Here is a 15,673-nt window from a genome sequence, read left to right on the forward strand (position 1 = left end):
GAGTCCTCGCGGCACGCTGGGGTCATGGCATACATTCGCGAGTCCACACACATCGACGTCACACCGGCTGCCGCGTGGGACGCGCTGCGAGACTGGGGCGCGTTGCACACGCGGCTCGCCGCCGGGTTCGTCACCGACACGGCGCTCGACCAGGGTGATCGGGTCGTCACGTTCTGCGACGGATCCGTCGTCCGGGAGCGTCTCGTCTCGTGCGACGAGGACGCACAGAGGCTGGCCTGGTCGATCGTCGACGGCCCCTACATGCATCACCATGCGTCCGCCCAGGTGAGCGACGACGGTCACGGTGCAACCGTCTTCGTCTGGATCGCGGACGTTCTTCCCGGCACGCTCGCCGAGCGGACCGCTCAGATGATGCGACTGGGCATCGAGGCCGTGCGGCGGACCCTCGACACCGCCGACCGCGTCGTCGACACCCGCTGAGACACCGACGGCCCGTCACGGTTCAGGAGGACTGAACGGTGACGGGCCGCGCGGGCGCTGTGCGGGTTTACGGCGAGGCGATCGCCGCGCTCATCACGCGAATGGCACTGACGAGACCGTCGATGAGGTCTCCGTCGCCGAACGACGACACCGCCGCCGTCGCCCCGAGCTGGGCGACCCGGTCGGTGACCCGGTCGGCCACGGCCCGGCCACTGCGGATCTCGACCGTCCGCTGGTTCGGCGAGACGGCGATGAGGACGGACCGTTCCGCCTCCGGAGTCGTCGGGAAGAGCGCATCGGCGCCTGCCGCGGTGTTCTCGCCGAGGTCGCCGATGTACGCGTTGAAACGCACCTTCGTCTTGCGGGTGCCGTCGGTGAGGGCATCGTCGAGGCGGACGAGTTCGTCCGTCGTGAACGGCAGGTCGTCGGTGAAGGGCTCACCGACGCGGTGCACGCCCGAGATGCGACCGCTGGCGGTCACGACGCTGCCGACGGGCAGATTGTCCGCGGATACGGTCGCGGGGGTCAGGTCACCACTTGCCACTTGCCGAGCCTCCAATCAGGTCTTCCGAACCGGCGTGCGCGCCGTGGTGTCCGCCGTGATGACCGTGCGTGGTCACCTCGTCGACGGCGCTCCACAGCACCGGCGCATGCGTCCATTCCTCGCCGAGGTGGAACGCGGGCGGCACGGGGCCCGGCGTCTTCTTGCCGACGAACGACATCGCCGCGAAGAAGGCGGTGATCAACGCCGGAATTCCTACGAATATCAGCACTGTCTCGAGAATGCTCACAACGCAAACGGTAGCCCAGAACCGTGCGGAGGGAAGCGTCAGGGCCGAAGTTCGCGGAGCGCCCGCGCGGACCGCTCAGGCGGCGCCTTCACCGAGGTAGGGCATCCACGACGGGTGCAGGTCCTTCGTCGACGCCAGCAGCCGCCAATGCGGGCCGGACGGCGGCACCAGGGAGGCCCGGAGCGTCCAGCCGAGTTCGCTCAGCAACTTGTCCGCCTTGCGGTGGTTGCAGGGCGCGCAGCAGGCCACGCAGTTCTCCCACGAATGCTCGCCGCCACGACTGCGGGGAACCACGTGATCGACCGTCTCGGCCTTGGACCCGCAGTAGGCGCACCGGAACCGGTCGCGATGCATGAGTGCCGCGCGGGTCATCGGAACGCGGGCCCGGTACGGGACGCGGACGTAGTTCCGGAGGCGGATCACGGACGGCACCTGAACGGACCACTGCTCGGAGTGGACGACCGGGGCGTGCGGATCCTCGTGGACGGTGTCGGCCTTACCGCAGGTCATCAACACCACGGCGCGGCGGGCAGGAAGGGCGGTGAGCGGCTCGTAGGTGACGTTCAGGAGAAGCACCCGGCGCTTGATCCAGAGCGGAACCGCATTCTCGCCCGGGAAAGAAGGCTCGGCGCTGTGCGCGGAGCCTTCGGTGATCACTTGTAAAGCAAACGCCCCTGAAACCCCGGCACTCCGGGCATCAGTGGGCACGAGTTGTCGGTGAGCGCGGGCGCTGTGTCGATTCTTCATGCGACCTCCGGGAGATTGCCACCAAGTGCACCATGAATCGCCTGCTCGCGCACGCCCATTTCCGACAAAAATGCAGGACATTCGGTGAACAGACGGTGACGAAGACCGTTCCCGCCCGCACGTGCACAATGGAAGGCGCCATGACTGACGTGCAGCAGACCTTCTATGAGGCGGTGGGCGGAGCGGAGACGTTCCGCAAGCTCACCGCGCGCTTCTACGAGGAAGTCGCCAAGGACGACATCGTGCGGCCCCTCTATCCCGAGGAAGATCTGGGTCCGGCCGAGCGCCGGATGCGGATGTTCCTCGAGCAGTACTGGGGTGGACCGCACACCTATTCGGACGAGCGCGGCCACCCGCGACTGCGGATGCGTCACCACCCGTTCAAGATCGGCCCGATCGAGCGCGACGCGTGGCTGCGGTGCATGCACACGGCGATCGCGTCGATCGACTCCGGGACTCTCGACGACGCGCATCGCAAGGCTCTCCGGGAGTACATGGACATGGCGGCGGCGTCGATGGTGAACTCCGCCTTCTGAAGCCGCCCCGCGCCGATTACGCCGGTCGAGTCGTGGCGGGGACGATCGTTTGGCACGATGGGCGATTGTGAGCACTCCCGCCGAAACGTCCGCCGACGACACGCAGCCGGCACCCTGGTGGTCCGACGCGGTCTTCTACCAGATCTATCCCCGCTCGTTCGCCGACGCGAACGGTGACGGCGTCGGCGATCTCCACGGAGTGCGGGACAAACTCGGCTACCTCGAACTGCTCGGTGTCGACGCCCTCTGGCTGAGCCCGGTCATGCGTTCCCCGATGGCCGATCACGGCTACGACGTGTCCGACCCCCGCGACATCGACCCGCTGTTCGGCGACCTCGCGGTCATGGACGACCTGATCGAGGCGGCGCACGCCCGCCAGATCAAGGTGACGATGGACCTGGTGCCCAATCACACCAGCGTCGAGCACGAATGGTTCCGTGCGGCCGTCGCGTCGCCGCCGGGCAGTCCGGAACGGAACCGGTACATCTTCCGAGACGGCCGCGGCGAGAACGGCGCGGAGCCGCCGAACAACTGGCCGAGCATCTTCGGCGGTCCGGCGTGGACACGGATCACCGAGGCCGACGGCGCACCCGGCCAGTGGTACCTGCACATCTTCGCGACGGAGCAACCCGACCTGAACTGGGACAACCCGGAGGTCGTCGAGGACCTGACGAAAACGCTCCGGTTCTGGCTCGACCGGGGCGTCGACGGATTCCGCATCGACGTCGCGCACGGCATGGCGAAGCCGGAAGGCCTGCCGGATCACGACTGGTCCGCCAACGAACTGCTGCACAACTCGGACGACGACCCGCGGTTCGACAACCCCGCCGTCCACGACATCCACCGCGGCATCCGCAAGGTCCTCGACGAGTACCCGGGCACGGTGGCCGTCGGGGAGATCTGGGTCCGCGACAACGAACGGTTCGGCGAGTACATCCGGCCCGACGAACTGCACCTCGGGTTCAACTTCCGGCTGGCGGAGGCCGAGTTCTCGGCGGAGACGGTCCGGGAGGCGATCGAGAACTCCCTCACCGCCGTCGACCAGGTCGGCGGAACCCCCACGTGGACCCTGTCGAACCACGACGTCGAACGGGAGGTCACCCGGTACGGCGGCGGCGAGATCGGCACCGCACGCGCCCGGGCGATGATCCTCGTCGAACTGGCGCTGCCGGGTGCGGCGTTCCTGTACAACGGCGCCGAACTCGGCCTGCCCAACGTCGACCTGCCCGATTCGGCGTTGCAGGACCCGGTGTGGGAACGGTCCGATCACACCGAACGCGGCCGCGACGGATGCCGGGTGCCCGTTCCCTGGGAGGGCACCGAACCGCCGTTCGGGTTCAGCACGGGCGAGCCATGGCTGCCGATGCCGGCCGAGTGGGCCCCGCTGACCGTCGAGGCGCAACTCGAGGACGTCACGTCAACGCTCTCGCTGTACCGGGCGGCTCTCGAACTGCGCTCGTTCCGGCCGGAGTTCTCCGGTCCCGGAGTCGACTGGTACGGCAGTCCCGAGGGGTGCTTCGCGTTCCGCAGGCGCGGCGGTCTGATCTGCGCCCTGAATGCCACCGACGCGCCGATCGCGCTGCCGCCCGGTGAGGTGCTGCTCGGCAGCGCGCCTCTCGTCGAGGGGCAGCTTCCGCCGAACGCGGCTGCGTGGCTCATCTGACCCGGACTCCCCCGGTCGCGGTGCGGCCTACCGCGCCACCGACAGCGGAATCCCCCCACCACGGTGCCGGTAGATCGACCCGAACCGGGCGTCCACCCGCAGCCACGACGCGGTGGCCCGCACCCGGATCAGTTCCGAGGCGTCGATGCGGTCGAGGTCGATGTCGGCGGTCAGCCGATCCGAGCCGGCGTGCGGGACGAACCCCATCGCGGTGAGCGCGAACACCACCCGCATGGGGATGCCGACCGTCTGTTCCGCGCCCTCCACCTGCAGGACCTCCTGGTCGAGCAGCGACGCGGGCGGGCCGTGGCTACTGCCGTGCTCCTGCGCCAGCGCCGCACCGCGCTGTGCGAGGTCGACCAGGACGCGCGCGGGGACGTCGTCGATGTGGACGAAACCCCCCGTGGGAGGCAAGGCGCCCCGCCACGCCGAATCCATCGAGAACCCCGGATCGATGTCGGCTGTGGTCGCCGCTTCGAGCGCGGCGAGCAACTGGTCACCGGCTGCCGACGTGTCGTCCGGGGTGATCGTCCCCGCGATCGTGCGCACCGCCAGCGCGTCGAAACCGGTTGCCGCCCAGGCCGTCAGCCGGCCGGGTCCGCGTTGGCGGAGACGGACCACCGTCGCCTCGTCCAACCGGACCACCCGGGTGAGGAAGGTGGCGAGATCGCCGCGTTCCGTCGCGTCCGGGATCGACAGGACGCGCTCATGCACGCTGCCAGCTCTCCAGGTAACCGCGCTCGACGTCCGTGATCCTGCGGAGTCGCTGAGTGTCGATGTCGAACGCCGCGATCTGCGTCGACGCGATGATGGACGGCGCGACCGAGACGTCGACACCCTTCGGGCGGACCTCGTAGTTGATCGTGAAATCGACGGCGCGCACCTTCTCGACCCACATCAGCACGTCCAGCGGTGAATCGCTGTGCCGAAGCTGCCCGCGGTAGCGCACGTGCAGGTCGGCGATGACTGCGCCGTCACGCAACGTGACCGTGGGCCGGTCGTCCTCGAACAGCCAGGGAATCCGCGCCTCCTCCAGCAGCGTCACCATCCGAGCGTGGTTGATGTGCTGGAAGACGTCCATGTCCGACCATCGAACTTCGACCTCCGCGTGAAAGCCCTCGCTCAACGTCATACCTCCGATCGGGTGCCCATACCGCGCACCATGCTGCGTACCTGACGCGCCGCCACCGAGAGCGTCGCGAGGTCAAGGGTCCCAGACTCGAAAATCTCGGTGAGAGCGGACCTCGCCCTGGCCAGCCGGGACGCGTTCGTCGACTCCCAGTCGTCGATCTTCTCCTGCGGCGTCTCGTGCGGTTCGCCGCCGAGGAGCACTTCCATCGCGAGCTGGCGCAGCGAACTGTAGAGGTCGTCGCGCAACGCGAGGCGGGCCAGCGAGTGCCACCGGTCGCCGCGCGCGAGAGTGGACACCGCGCTGAGCAGCCAGTCGATGCCGAGGTGCGCGTCGAGTTCGTAGTACAGCTCGGCGACCTCGTCGATGTCACGCTCCGCGATGTCGGCGATGTCGATGATGTCGAGCAGGCAGAACTTGTCCAGGAGCCGGAACACCTCGAAGGCCAGATCTTCGGGCGCCCCACGGACGACGAGCGGCCGCGCCCGCATCTCCACGTCGGTGAGCTGATGCCCCCGCACCAGCTGCGGCACCCTCGGCGAGAGGGTCCGGAAGTCGGCCGAGTAGCGGGCGATCTCGGCGCCCACCGCGAGAGGCTGGGGCCGATTGGTCAGCAACCAGCGCGACGCCCGGTCGAGGAGCCGGCCCGACTCGAGGATCAGGTCGTCCTCGATGTCCGCGGCGATGTTCGCCGACCGGATCCGCGACCACAGGTCGGGCAGGGCGAAGATCTCGGTGACCGCCGCATACGCACGGATGGCGTCGGTGCTGCTCGCTCCCGCCTCGTCCGCCAATCGGTACGCGAAGGTGATTCCGCCGTTGTCGATGGTCTCGTTCGCGAGCATCGTCGCCACAATCTGCCTGCGCAGGGGATGCGCCTTGATCGCCGTCCGGAACCGCTTGCGCAGCACCGTCGGGAAGTACCGCGGCAGGCGCGGCGCGAACGTCTCGCTGTCGGGCAGGTCCGTCGCGAGGAGGTCGTCCTTGAGCGCAAGTTTCACGTGCGCGGTGAGCGTCGCGAGTTCCGGCGACGTCAGCCCCTGCCCGGCCTGCCTGCGCCGAGCGATCTCCTCCTCGGTGGGCAGGGCCTCGAGTTTCCGGTCGAGACCGCGGCGGGACGCGAGGTGCTCGATCTGGCGGCGGTGCACGCTCAGCATCGGGACCGCGCTGGTCCGGGAGACGCCGAGAAGGTTGTTCTGGGCGATGTTGTTCGCGAGAACGAGGTGGGCCACCTCGTCGGTCATCGATGCCAGCAGCGGATTGCGGTCCTCCTGCGGCAACCCGCCGCTGCTCACCAGCGAGTCCAGCAGGATCTTGATGTTCACCTCGTGATCGGAGCAGTCCACGCCCGCGGAGTTGTCGATCGCATCGGTGTTGATCCGGCCGCCGTTCTGGCTGTACTCGATGCGGCCGAGCGCCGTCACTCCCAGGTTGCCGCCCTCACCGACCACCCTGGCCCGCACGTCGTTGCCGTCGACGCGAACGGAGTCGTTGCTCTTGTCGCCCACCATCGCGTTGGTCTCGGTGGACGCCTTGACGTAGGTGCCGATGCCGCCGTTCCACAGCAGATCCACCGGGGCACACAGGATCGCCCGGACCAGTTCCGGTGGCGAGAGTTCGGTGACGGTGTCGTCGAGTCCGAGTGCGGCACGCGCGGCGGCACTGATCGGGACCGACTTGCGGGTCCGGTCCCACACCCCGCCGCCCTCGCTGATGATGCCGGTGTCGTAGTCGGCCCACGACGACCGGGGCAGCGCGAACATCCGGGACCGCTCCTCGAACGACGTGGCCGCGTCGGGATCGGGGTCGAGGAAGACGTGCCGGTGGTCGAACGCCGCCACCAGCCGGATGTGCCTGCTCAGCAGCATGCCGTTCCCGAACACGTCGCCGCTCATGTCGCCGACACCGACCGCGGTGAAGTCCTCGGTCTGGGTGTCGACCCCCATCTCCCGGAAATGCCGTTTCACGCTCTCCCAGGCCCCGCGGGCCGTGATGCCCATCCCCTTGTGGTCGTACCCGGCCGACCCACCGGACGCGAACGCGTCGCCGAGCCAGAAGTTGTACTGCTCCGCAACCGAATTGGCGAGGTCGGAGAATTTCGCGGTGCCCTTGTCCGCGGCCACGACGAGATACCGGTCGTCGCCGTCCCGCCGCACCACGCGCGCAGGAGGCACGATCTCCCCCGACACCTGATCGACGTTGTCAGTGAGGTCCAGGAGCCCGGAGATGAACGTGCGGTAGCAGTCCTGGCCCGCCTCGAGAGCGGCGGCGCGGTCGGCCGCCGCGTCCCCCGACGGCGTCGGCGGATTCTTGACGACGAAGCCGCCCTTCGCCCCGACCGGGACGATCACCGCGTTCTTCACGGCCTGGGCCTTCGCCAACCCCAGGATCTCGGTGCGGAAGTCCTCGCGCCGGTCCGACCAGCGCAACCCGCCGCGGGCGACGGACCCGAACCGCAGGTGCACACCCTCGACGTCCGGCGAGTACACGAAGATCTCGTACTTCGGCCGGGGCTTCGGCAGTTCCTGGATCGAGGTCGGATCGAGCTTGATCGACAGATGGGGCTGCGGCTCCCCGCCCTCGCCGGTGACGAAGTAGTTGGTGCGCAGTGTCGACGTGATCAGCCCGAACAGACCGCGCAGGATGCGATCCGCGTCGAGGCTGACCACGGAGTCGATGTACTCCCGCAGACGGGTGTCGAGTTCGGCCACCAGGTCGGGTGAGGGCGCCTCCGGGTCGAACATCGCCTCGAACAACTCGACGAGCGTGTAGGCCGACCGCGGGTTGGCCAGCGCGACCCCCTCGATGTGGAACTGACTGTAGGGAAAACCGGCCTGGCGCAGGTACTTCGCGTACGCCCGCAGGATCACGGCCTGCCGCCACGACACCCCCGCCCGCAGAATCAGCTCGTTGAACCGATCGGCCTCCGCGCGCCCGAACCAGACCGCGGTGAACGCATCCGTGAACCGTTCCTGAAGCTTCGGCTCGGCCGCGGATGCCTCCTCCGCGGCGAGTTCGGCATCCAGGTCGTCCTCCACCGAGGAGCGGAGCAACTCCGCGGGCACCGACAACCCGAAATCGTAGATCCAGCAGGCCAACCCGTCGGGCCGCGGAATCTGGTAGGGCCGTTCGTCGAGGACCTCCACGCCCAGGCTCTGCAACACCGGGAGCACCTGGCTCAGCGAAATGCCGTCCCCGCCCACGTACAGGGTGAACCGCCAGTGCCCGACCTCCGCCCCGCGGTCGCGGTACAGCAGCAGGTCGATGGAACCACGCTCGAGCGCCTCGAGCCTCGCGAGGTCCGACAACGCGCGGGTGGCATCGAAATCCTCCTTGTATCCTTCGGGCAGCACGTCCGCATAACGCTGCGCCAGAATGGGATCCACACCGGCGGTGACCGGCAGGAGGTCACCGAGATGGTCGTCCCAGCTGCGGCTCGCCTCGGCCAGCATCGCCTGGACGCGTTCGCGGTCGGCGTCGGACAGGTCGAGCCGCGACCCCATCTGTTCGGTGCTCTTGCGGATCGTCACGTGCAGCAACGCGAGATCCGACTCCGTGACCCGTGCGGTGTATTCCAAAGTGCCGCCGCCGAATTCCCGCAACAGAATGTCCTGCATGGCGAGCCGGACCCGGGTGGTGTACCGATCCCGGGGCAGGTAGATCAGGCAGGAGACGAATCGTCCGAGAAAGTCCTCGCGCACGAACAGGCGCACCTGGCGCCGGAGCCCGATGCTGTGCACCGCCGTCACCGTGTCGAACAGGGTGTCCGCGTCGCTCGAGAACAGTTCGGTGCGCGGGAACGACTGGATGACCTCCAGCATCGCCTGCCCCGAATACGAGTTCAACTGGAACCCGGCCCGGTCGATCACCTTGCGCACCCGGCGGGCGATCACGGGGATGTCGAGGACGTTCTCGTGCAGGGCCGTCACGGTGAAGACACCGAGGAAGCGGTGCTCACCAGTGATGTTGCCGTTCGCGTCGAGGATGCTCACGCCGACGAAGAACGGGTAGACCGAGCGGTGCACGGTCGCCGGGAACGAACCCTGCGTGAGCACGAGCAGGGGGCGGTCGGGGATCTCGGCGGCCGGCGGCAGGCTCAGCGGGCCCTCGGTGACCGTGTCGGAGCGCAGCAGTCCGAGACCGCTGCCCGGCACCACCTGCAGGCTCCGGGCGCCGGACTCGTCCGGCTCCCCCAGTTCGAAACGCCGGTACCCGAGCGCCGCGTAATTGCCCTGCGACATCCACCGCAGCAGGTCGGCGCAGTCCTCCAGGTCGTTCTTCGACACGCCCGGACAGGTTGCGGACGCCTCCAGTTCGTCGGCCAGCGTCCGCTCGAGCTTGCGCATGATGTCGGTGTCCCGGACCACCTGGCGCACGTCGGCAAGGACGGTGCCGACCTCCTTCTCGAGCGTGTCGAGAACCGCGGAGTCGGCGCGCGGATCGAGCTGGACGTGGATCCACGATTCGGACAAGCCGCCCTCGTCGGCATCCTTGGCCTTGTCTCCCATGTGGATTCCGCGCAGTGCGCCGATCGGATCACGCCGCACGGAGACGATCGGGTGCACGAATTCGCTGATCCCGATGCCGAGACGGTTCAGCAGGGCCGTGATCGATTCGACGAGCAGCGGCATGTCGTCCGTGACGATCTGCAAGGACGCACCGAGTTCGCGCCCGTCGCCCGGCCGGTAGACCCGGGTGATCGCGCGCTCCGGGGGACGATGCAGGGCCAGCGTCAGATGCGCGCCGAGCACGGCGTCGGAGGCGCCGTTGACGGCGCTCTCGCTGTCACCGCGATCGACGTGACGGAAATACACGGCTGCGAGAGTCGGCACCTGAGACCGGAGACCTTCGGGCAGATTCCGCGCCCACTCCGCATCTTTCAGTGCTGCCGATTCCGTCATCGGGGCTCACTTCCTCTTCGTTCCGATCGCCGCGGGCAACTCTCTCGAGACTAGCCCGCGGCGATGGGAACAGAGGGTGAACTTCGGGCACCCCGCGTGCCGGATCCGTCAGCCGGTGGTCACCGGCGCGAGGTACTTCTCGAGCCCGTCGCGTTCCGCCTCGGACAGCGGACGGGACCGTTCGGTCTTCACGTCGAACGCCACCAGCAGCGCGTCGCCCGTCGCGCAGTGGACGCCGTCGCGGTTCGTGACGACGTGCCTGATCGTGTACGACGAATTGCCGACGTGGAGCACCGACACGTCGATCGTGAGCGGACCCGAGGCGTCGGTGACGGGACGCAGGAATTCCACGTCCATCTTGCGGACCACCATCGCGCCGGGCTGCGCGCCTGCGGCGCGCAGCTCGGTGGTCAGGAATGCGATCCGCGCTTCCTGCATGTACTCCATGAAGCGGGTGTTGTTCACGTGACCCAGGCGGTCGGAGTCACCCCACCGGACCTGGATCTCGTATGTGAAAGCCTGCTGCCCCACCAGGTCAGTCCCTCGTGAGCTTGCGGTGCGTGACGCGGTGCGGACGGGCCGCGTCCGGTCCGAGCCGCTCGACCTTGTTGGCCTCGTAGCCCTCGAAGTTGCCCTCGTACCAGTACCAGGCCGCCTCGTTGTCGCCGAAGCCACCTTCCCACGCGAGGATGTGCGTGCAGGTGCGGTCGAGGAACCAGCGGTCGTGGGAGATCACGACGGCGCAGCCGGGGAACTGTTCGAGGGCGTTCTCCAGCGAACCGAGGGTTTCGACGTCGAGGTCGTTGGTCGGTTCGTCGAGCAGGATCAGGTTTCCGCCCTGCTTGAGCGTCATCGCGAGGTTCAGGCGGTTGCGCTCACCACCGGACAGGACACCCGCCGGCTTCTGCTGATCGTGGCCCTTGAACCCGAACGAGCTGATGTAGGCGCGCGACGGCATCTCCGTCTGGCCGACCACGATGTGATCGAGACCGTCGGACACGACCTCCCACACCGTCTTGTCGGGGTCGATGCCGGTGCGGTTCTGGTCGACGTAGCTGAGCTTGACGGTCTGACCGATCTTCACCTCACCCGCGTCCGGCTCCTCGAGCCCGACGATCGTCTTGAACAGCGTCGTCTTACCGACACCGTTGGGGCCGATCACGCCGACGATGCCGTTACGCGGCAGGGTGAACGACAGATCCTTGATCAGGACCCGGCCGTCGAAGCCCTTGTCGAGGTTCGACACCTCCACCACGACGTCACCGAGGCGCGGCGGCGCGGGGATCTGGATCTCGTCGAAGTCGAGCTTGCGGGTCTTCTCGGCCTCGTTGGCCATTTCCTCGTAGCGGTCGAGGCGGGCCTTGTTCTTGGCCTGACGGGCCTTCGCTCCGGAGCGGACCCAGGCCAGCTCCTCCTTGAGGCGCTTCTGCAGCTTCTGGTCCTTCTTGCCCTGGACCTCGAGCCGGGCGGCCTTCTGCTCCAGGTAGGTGGAGTAGTTGCCCTCGTACGGGTACAGGCGACCGCGGTCGACCTCGCAGATCCACTGGGCGACGTGGTCGAGGAAGTACCGGTCGTGGGTAACGGCCAGGATCGCACCCGGGTAGGCGGCCAGGTGCTGCTCCAGCCACAGGACGCTCTCCGCGTCGAGGTGGTTGGTCGGCTCGTCGAGCAGCAGCAGGTCGGGCTTGCTGAGCAGGAGCTTGCACAGGGCGACGCGGCGCTTCTCACCACCGGAGAGGTGCGTGACCATCTCCTCCGGCGGCGGACAGCGGAGAGCGTCCATCGCCTGCTCGAGCTGGGAATCGATCTCCCACGCGTCGGCATGGTCGAGCTTCTCCTGGAGCTCGCCCATCTCCTCCATCAGTTCGTCGGAGTAGTCGGTGGCCATCAGCTCGGCGATCTCGTTGTACCGCTTGAGCTGGACCATGGTTTCACCCATGCCCTCTTCGACGTTCTCGCGAACGGTCTTCGTCTCGTCCAGGTGCGGTTCCTGCATGAGGATCCCGACGGTGGCACCCGGTGCGATGAACGCCTCACCGTTGCCCGGCTGATCCAGCCCCGCCATGATCTTGAGGATGCTGGACTTACCCGCGCCGTTCGGGCCGACCACACCGATCTTGGCGCCGGGGTAGAAGCTCATCGTGACGTCATCGAGGATGACCTTGTCACCGTGCGCCTTGCGCACCTTCTTCATCGTGTAAATGAACTCAGCCATGGGGCCAGCCTAATGGTGAAGCGCGACGAACCCACATCGCGGAGGGTCGGGGACGTGATCGGGGACTTCCCGCGGGATGCTGCGGGCACCGGCGCCGGGAACGCGAGGTCGGCGCCGATACCCGCAGGTGCGCTACGCGACGAGGGACCGGGTGGCCACCTCTTCGGTCGCCGGGTCGTCCGCACCACCGTCGACCGTTCTCGGCGCGCGCTCGAGCACGACCGTGCACCGGGCCAGATCCGGTCCGATCGCGGTGGCGCTCAACTCCAGGTCGGAGCGGGCGATGCCGTCTCGGGTGGTGTATTCGGTGGTGCGCAAGTCCCCGGTCACGAGAACGGGGTCGCCCTTCGTGATCGAGGCGACGACGCCGGCCATCAGCCGCCGCCTGCAGGTCACCGTGAGGTAGAGCGTGCTCCCGTCACGCCACTCCCCCGTCGCGTGGTCGCGGCGCCGGACCGTGCTCGCCATCCGGAAACTGAGGAACTCGTCACCGGCCGCGTTCGACCGGATGACCGGGCTGGTGATGACCGTTCCGACAACGGTGCCGTGCGTTTCGTACATGACGTCTACCCCCTGTGAGTGCGGCAAGTGCCTTCACTCACAGCGTGCCGTCCGGCGGCACCGTTTTCGGCCCGCACCGGACATCTGTGGAGAAACGGACCGGCTGTGGATGGAACCGCGAAAACAGCCCCCGGGACCACCGAACGTGTCGGGGCGGCGTGCTAGCGGTCAGCGCCCCGCTTCGCGGTCCCGTCGCGCCAACTCCGCGAACATCGCGTTGTGCGCTGCCAGATCCGCGTCGTCGTCCCGGTCCGCGGCCCGGTCGACCCGCCGCGCCGTGCGGCCGTCACTGCGCGACCACTGGATGAGCAGCGCCATCATCACCAGCACCAGCGGGATCTCACCGGTGGCCCACGCGATGCTGCCGCCCAGTTGCTGGTCACCCACCAGGTCGGCGTTCCAGCCGAGACCGAGCGAACGGTAGTACCACTCGCCCATCACGGCGCCCATGCTCATCAGCGCGACGCCGAAGAACGCGTGGAACGGCAGAGAACCGAACACCATCGCGAGCTTCGTCACCGGTTGCAGCTTGCGCGGCGACGGGTCGATGCCGATCGCCACCCAGTAGAAGAGGTAGCCGCTCAGCAGGAAGTGCAGATTCATCAGCACGTGCGCCGAGTGCGAGTCCACGGCGGCCTCGAAGATCCCGCCGAGGTACAGGGCGTAGAAACCGCCCACGAACAGCACCGCCGCGACGACGGGGTGCGTGATGAACCGGGAGAACGGGCTGTGCAGCGCGGTCAGGATCCATTCGCGCAGCCCCGGCACACCGTTCTTGCCCGCCGGATCGAGGGCGCGCAGGGCGAGCGTGATCGGGGCACCGAGCACCAGGAGCACCGGCGCCAGCATGGACAGCGCCATGTGCGCGCCCATGTGCACGCTGAACACGGCCGGCGAGTACCGGCCCACACCCGACGACGTCGCGATCAGCAGCACCACGCATCCGCACATCCAGGCGACGGTCCGGCCGACGGGCCAGCTGTCGCCGCGCCGCCGCAGTTTGCGCAGTCCGAGCGCGTACACGACTGCCAACACGATCGCGGCGGTGCCGTAGAGGAGATCGAATCGCCAGTCCAGCATCAGCCGGGTGAATGTGGGTGGCCCCGCCAGGTTGTAGCCGAGTTCCACCTCGGTGAGGGTGGGCGCCGCGGTCGGGGGCGGCGGGGGCGTGCGACCGAGTCCGACGGCGAGACCGATCGTCGCGGCGAAGACCATGACCTCCGCTCCGGCGAAGCGGATCAGGTTGCCGCGGCTCGTCGGGTCCTTCTGCAGCGCGGGCAACGCCCGTCGACGCTGCGCCCAGCCGAACACACCGAGCACGACGAGGGCCACGATCTTCGCGACCACCAGGCGCCCGTACGTGGTGTCGACGAGGTCACCGATCTGGACGCGGACGAGCGCGTTCACCACACCGCTGACCGCCATGACGACGAAACAGACGGTCGCGACCGCGGAGAACCTGCGCGCCGCGACGTCGGTGTAGGCGCCGCGCCTGCGCGCATGGGCGAGGAGAGCGAACAGGCCACCCGCCCACAGTGAGGCCGCCACGAGGTGCAGGATCAGGCTGTTCGTCGCCATGTCGTGCGAACCACCCGAGGACGAGTGCCCGGTCAACGCGAGCGGCATCAACCCGAGGACGCCGACGACCAGCAGGATCGGCGTCCACCACCAGCGCAGTACGAGCCGGGAGGCGATCGCGAGGACGATGGCGATGATCGCGGTCCAGCGCCAGGCGCCCGCGAGTTCGACCTGATCGATCGAATTGAAGATGTTGGCCGGCTTGACCGCCTCGCCGAAGGGCTGCCCGGACGTGTCCGACAGCGTCAACGGGACGAGGACGAGGGCGGTCGCCGCCCACACGATCGCGGCGTACGACGCGGTGCGGACCGCGCGGTAGCCGTCCACGTCCAGGACGCCGGATTTCTGCGGCGGCACGAAGAACGCCGCGAGCAGCAGGGATCCGATGGTGATGACGGCAGCGATCTCCGACACGGCCCGCATGGCGGGCAGTCCGTAGGTGGTGATCGGTCCGGGATCCGGGATTCCCAGCAGCACGAGCGCCTGAGCGGCGGAAAGTCCGACGACGATTGCCGCGACCAGGCCGGCGATCAGACCGCCGACGATGAACAGGGCGGTCGAATCGGCACGGTTCGGGGGTTTCGACGCCGGGCCGGACGCCGCGAGCTGGGGTGTAGCCATACGTCAAGGGTAGGACCTACGACAGGCCGTCGGAGACGCGAGGGTCGGTCGTCGTTGCGGCTACCGTCGACAGGGTGGTGTCCCGGGGAGACGAGAGGCTGAGATGGCGGAGTTTCTGATCATCGTGGTGGCGCTGTTCTTCGCGGGCATGGGTGTCTACGGGCTCGCCCTGCCCGCCCACCTGGTCGCCCCGTTCGGCCTGACCGCGGATTCGGCGACGGCCCGGGCCGAGGTGCGCGCGGTCTACGGCGGCTTCGGTGTCGCGGTGGCGGGCCTGCTCTTCTTCGCGGCCTTCGACGCCTCCGGCATCCGGTCCGTCGCCGCGGTGACGGTGGCCGTCGCCCTGCTGGGGATGGCGTTCGGCCGAATCGTGGCGGCCCTCACCGACCGGCCGACGCGCTTCTACCCCGTGTGGTTCTACTTCGTCGTCGAGCTCGTTCTGGCGGGACTGCTGCTCTCCGCCGCAGCCCTGGGCTCGTGACGCACACAC

General features: G+C 68.2%; 14 protein-coding genes. 4 read left to right on the forward strand and 10 right to left on the reverse strand.

Going from position 1 to position 15,673, the window contains the following annotated elements:
• Positions 1-24: 24 nt before the first annotated feature.
• The gene (locus ROP_RS05400; protein ID WP_012688327.1) at positions 25-441 is read left to right on the forward strand and encodes an SRPBCC family protein; all 417 of its coding nucleotides are present in this window, start codon (positions 25-27) and stop codon (positions 439-441) included.
• Positions 442-508: 67 nt separating this feature from the next.
• Here ROP_RS05400 and ROP_RS05405 read toward each other — a convergent pair whose 3' ends face one another.
• The 3 genes from ROP_RS05405 to ROP_RS05415 form a co-directional block, all read right to left on the reverse strand.
• Complete coding sequence (locus ROP_RS05405) at positions 509-985, reverse strand: DUF5130 domain-containing protein (protein ID WP_012688328.1); 477 nt, start codon at positions 983-985, stop codon at positions 509-511.
• Positions 972-1,232 carry an aa3-type cytochrome oxidase subunit CtaJ gene (locus ROP_RS05410; RefSeq protein WP_012688329.1) on the reverse strand — a complete coding sequence of 87 codons (261 nt, stop codon included), beginning with the start codon at positions 1,230-1,232 and terminating at the stop codon, positions 972-974. Before ROP_RS05410 ends, ROP_RS05405 begins: the two co-directional genes overlap by 14 nt.
• Before the next feature lie 75 nt (positions 1,233-1,307).
• Complete coding sequence (locus ROP_RS05415; protein ID WP_012688330.1) at positions 1,308-1,979, reverse strand: HNH endonuclease; 672 nt, start codon at positions 1,977-1,979, stop codon at positions 1,308-1,310.
• A gap of 140 nt (positions 1,980-2,119) precedes the next feature.
• Between ROP_RS05415 and ROP_RS05420 the strand changes: the two genes are divergently transcribed.
• Complete coding sequence (locus tag ROP_RS05420) at positions 2,120-2,515, forward strand: globin (RefSeq protein ID WP_043824253.1); 396 nt, start codon at positions 2,120-2,122, stop codon at positions 2,513-2,515.
• A 67-nt stretch (positions 2,516-2,582) separates the two neighbouring features.
• On the forward strand, positions 2,583-4,178 hold the full coding sequence (locus ROP_RS05425) for a glycoside hydrolase family 13 protein (RefSeq protein ID WP_012688332.1): 1,596 nt from the start codon (positions 2,583-2,585) through the stop codon (positions 4,176-4,178).
• Between the two features lie 27 nt (positions 4,179-4,205).
• Here ROP_RS05425 and ROP_RS05430 read toward each other — a convergent pair whose 3' ends face one another.
• The 7 genes from ROP_RS05430 to ROP_RS05460 all read right to left on the reverse strand — a co-directional run bounded on the left by ROP_RS05430 (position 4,206) and on the right by ROP_RS05460 (position 15,183).
• Positions 4,206-4,892, reverse strand: coding sequence for a hypothetical protein (locus ROP_RS05430; protein ID WP_012688333.1), 687 nt, complete (start codon positions 4,890-4,892; stop codon positions 4,206-4,208).
• Positions 4,885-5,310, reverse strand: coding sequence for an acyl-CoA thioesterase (locus ROP_RS05435; protein ID WP_012688334.1), 426 nt, complete (start codon positions 5,308-5,310; stop codon positions 4,885-4,887). The genes ROP_RS05430 and ROP_RS05435 overlap by 8 nt, the downstream gene beginning before the upstream one ends.
• Positions 5,307-10,208, reverse strand: coding sequence for an NAD-glutamate dehydrogenase (locus tag ROP_RS05440; protein ID WP_012688335.1), 4,902 nt, complete (start codon positions 10,206-10,208; stop codon positions 5,307-5,309). The genes ROP_RS05435 and ROP_RS05440 overlap by 4 nt, the downstream gene beginning before the upstream one ends.
• Positions 10,209-10,316: 108 nt before the next feature.
• Positions 10,317-10,739 carry an acyl-CoA thioesterase gene (locus ROP_RS05445; protein WP_012688336.1) on the reverse strand — a complete coding sequence of 141 codons (423 nt, stop codon included), beginning with the start codon at positions 10,737-10,739 and terminating at the stop codon, positions 10,317-10,319.
• A 4-nt stretch (positions 10,740-10,743) separates the two neighbouring features.
• Positions 10,744-12,423: an energy-dependent translational throttle protein EttA gene (ettA, locus tag ROP_RS05450; RefSeq protein WP_012688337.1), complete on the reverse strand. Its 1,680-nt coding sequence runs from the start codon at positions 12,421-12,423 to the stop codon at positions 10,744-10,746.
• 132 nt (positions 12,424-12,555) lie between these two features.
• A complete protein-coding gene (locus ROP_RS05455; RefSeq protein ID WP_012688338.1) occupies positions 12,556-12,984 on the reverse strand; it encodes a single-stranded DNA-binding protein in 429 nt (142 codons plus the stop codon).
• 168 nt (positions 12,985-13,152) lie between these two features.
• On the reverse strand, positions 13,153-15,183 hold the full coding sequence (locus tag ROP_RS05460) for a cytochrome c oxidase assembly protein (RefSeq protein WP_012688339.1): 2,031 nt from the start codon (positions 15,181-15,183) through the stop codon (positions 13,153-13,155).
• 103 nt (positions 15,184-15,286) lie between these two features.
• Between ROP_RS05460 and ROP_RS05465 the strand changes: the two genes are divergently transcribed.
• Positions 15,287-15,664 (forward strand): DUF4345 family protein, encoded by a 378-nt coding sequence (locus ROP_RS05465; RefSeq protein ID WP_012688340.1) that lies wholly within the window; start codon positions 15,287-15,289, stop codon positions 15,662-15,664.
• The last annotated feature ends 9 nt before the right edge of the window (positions 15,665-15,673 follow it).

This window comes from Rhodococcus opacus B4, from assembly GCF_000010805.1.
GTDB lineage: Bacteria > Actinomycetota > Actinomycetes > Mycobacteriales > Mycobacteriaceae > Rhodococcus_F > Rhodococcus_F opacus_C.

What these genes read in the sequence shown, in the direction of transcription:
- ROP_RS05400 (WP_012688327.1), top strand. Translation starts at nt 25, where the DNA reads ATGGCATACATTCGCGAGTCCACACACATCGACGTCACACCGGCTGCC.
- ROP_RS05415 (WP_012688330.1), bottom strand. Translation starts at nt 1,979, where the DNA reads ATGAAGAATCGACACAGCGCCCGCGCTCACCGACAACTCGTGCCCACT.
- ROP_RS05420 (WP_043824253.1), top strand. Translation starts at nt 2,120, where the DNA reads ATGACTGACGTGCAGCAGACCTTCTATGAGGCGGTGGGCGGAGCGGAG.
- ROP_RS05435 (WP_012688334.1), bottom strand. Translation starts at nt 5,310, where the DNA reads ATGACGTTGAGCGAGGGCTTTCACGCGGAGGTCGAAGTTCGATGGTCG.
- ROP_RS05440 (WP_012688335.1), bottom strand. Translation starts at nt 10,208, where the DNA reads ATGACGGAATCGGCAGCACTGAAAGATGCGGAGTGGGCGCGGAATCTG.
- ettA (WP_012688337.1), bottom strand. Translation starts at nt 12,423, where the DNA reads ATGGCTGAGTTCATTTACACGATGAAGAAGGTGCGCAAGGCGCACGGT.
- ROP_RS05455 (WP_012688338.1), bottom strand. Translation starts at nt 12,984, where the DNA reads ATGTACGAAACGCACGGCACCGTTGTCGGAACGGTCATCACCAGCCCG.
- ROP_RS05460 (WP_012688339.1), bottom strand. Translation starts at nt 15,183, where the DNA reads ATGGCTACACCCCAGCTCGCGGCGTCCGGCCCGGCGTCGAAACCCCCG.
- ROP_RS05465 (WP_012688340.1), top strand. Translation starts at nt 15,287, where the DNA reads ATGGCGGAGTTTCTGATCATCGTGGTGGCGCTGTTCTTCGCGGGCATG.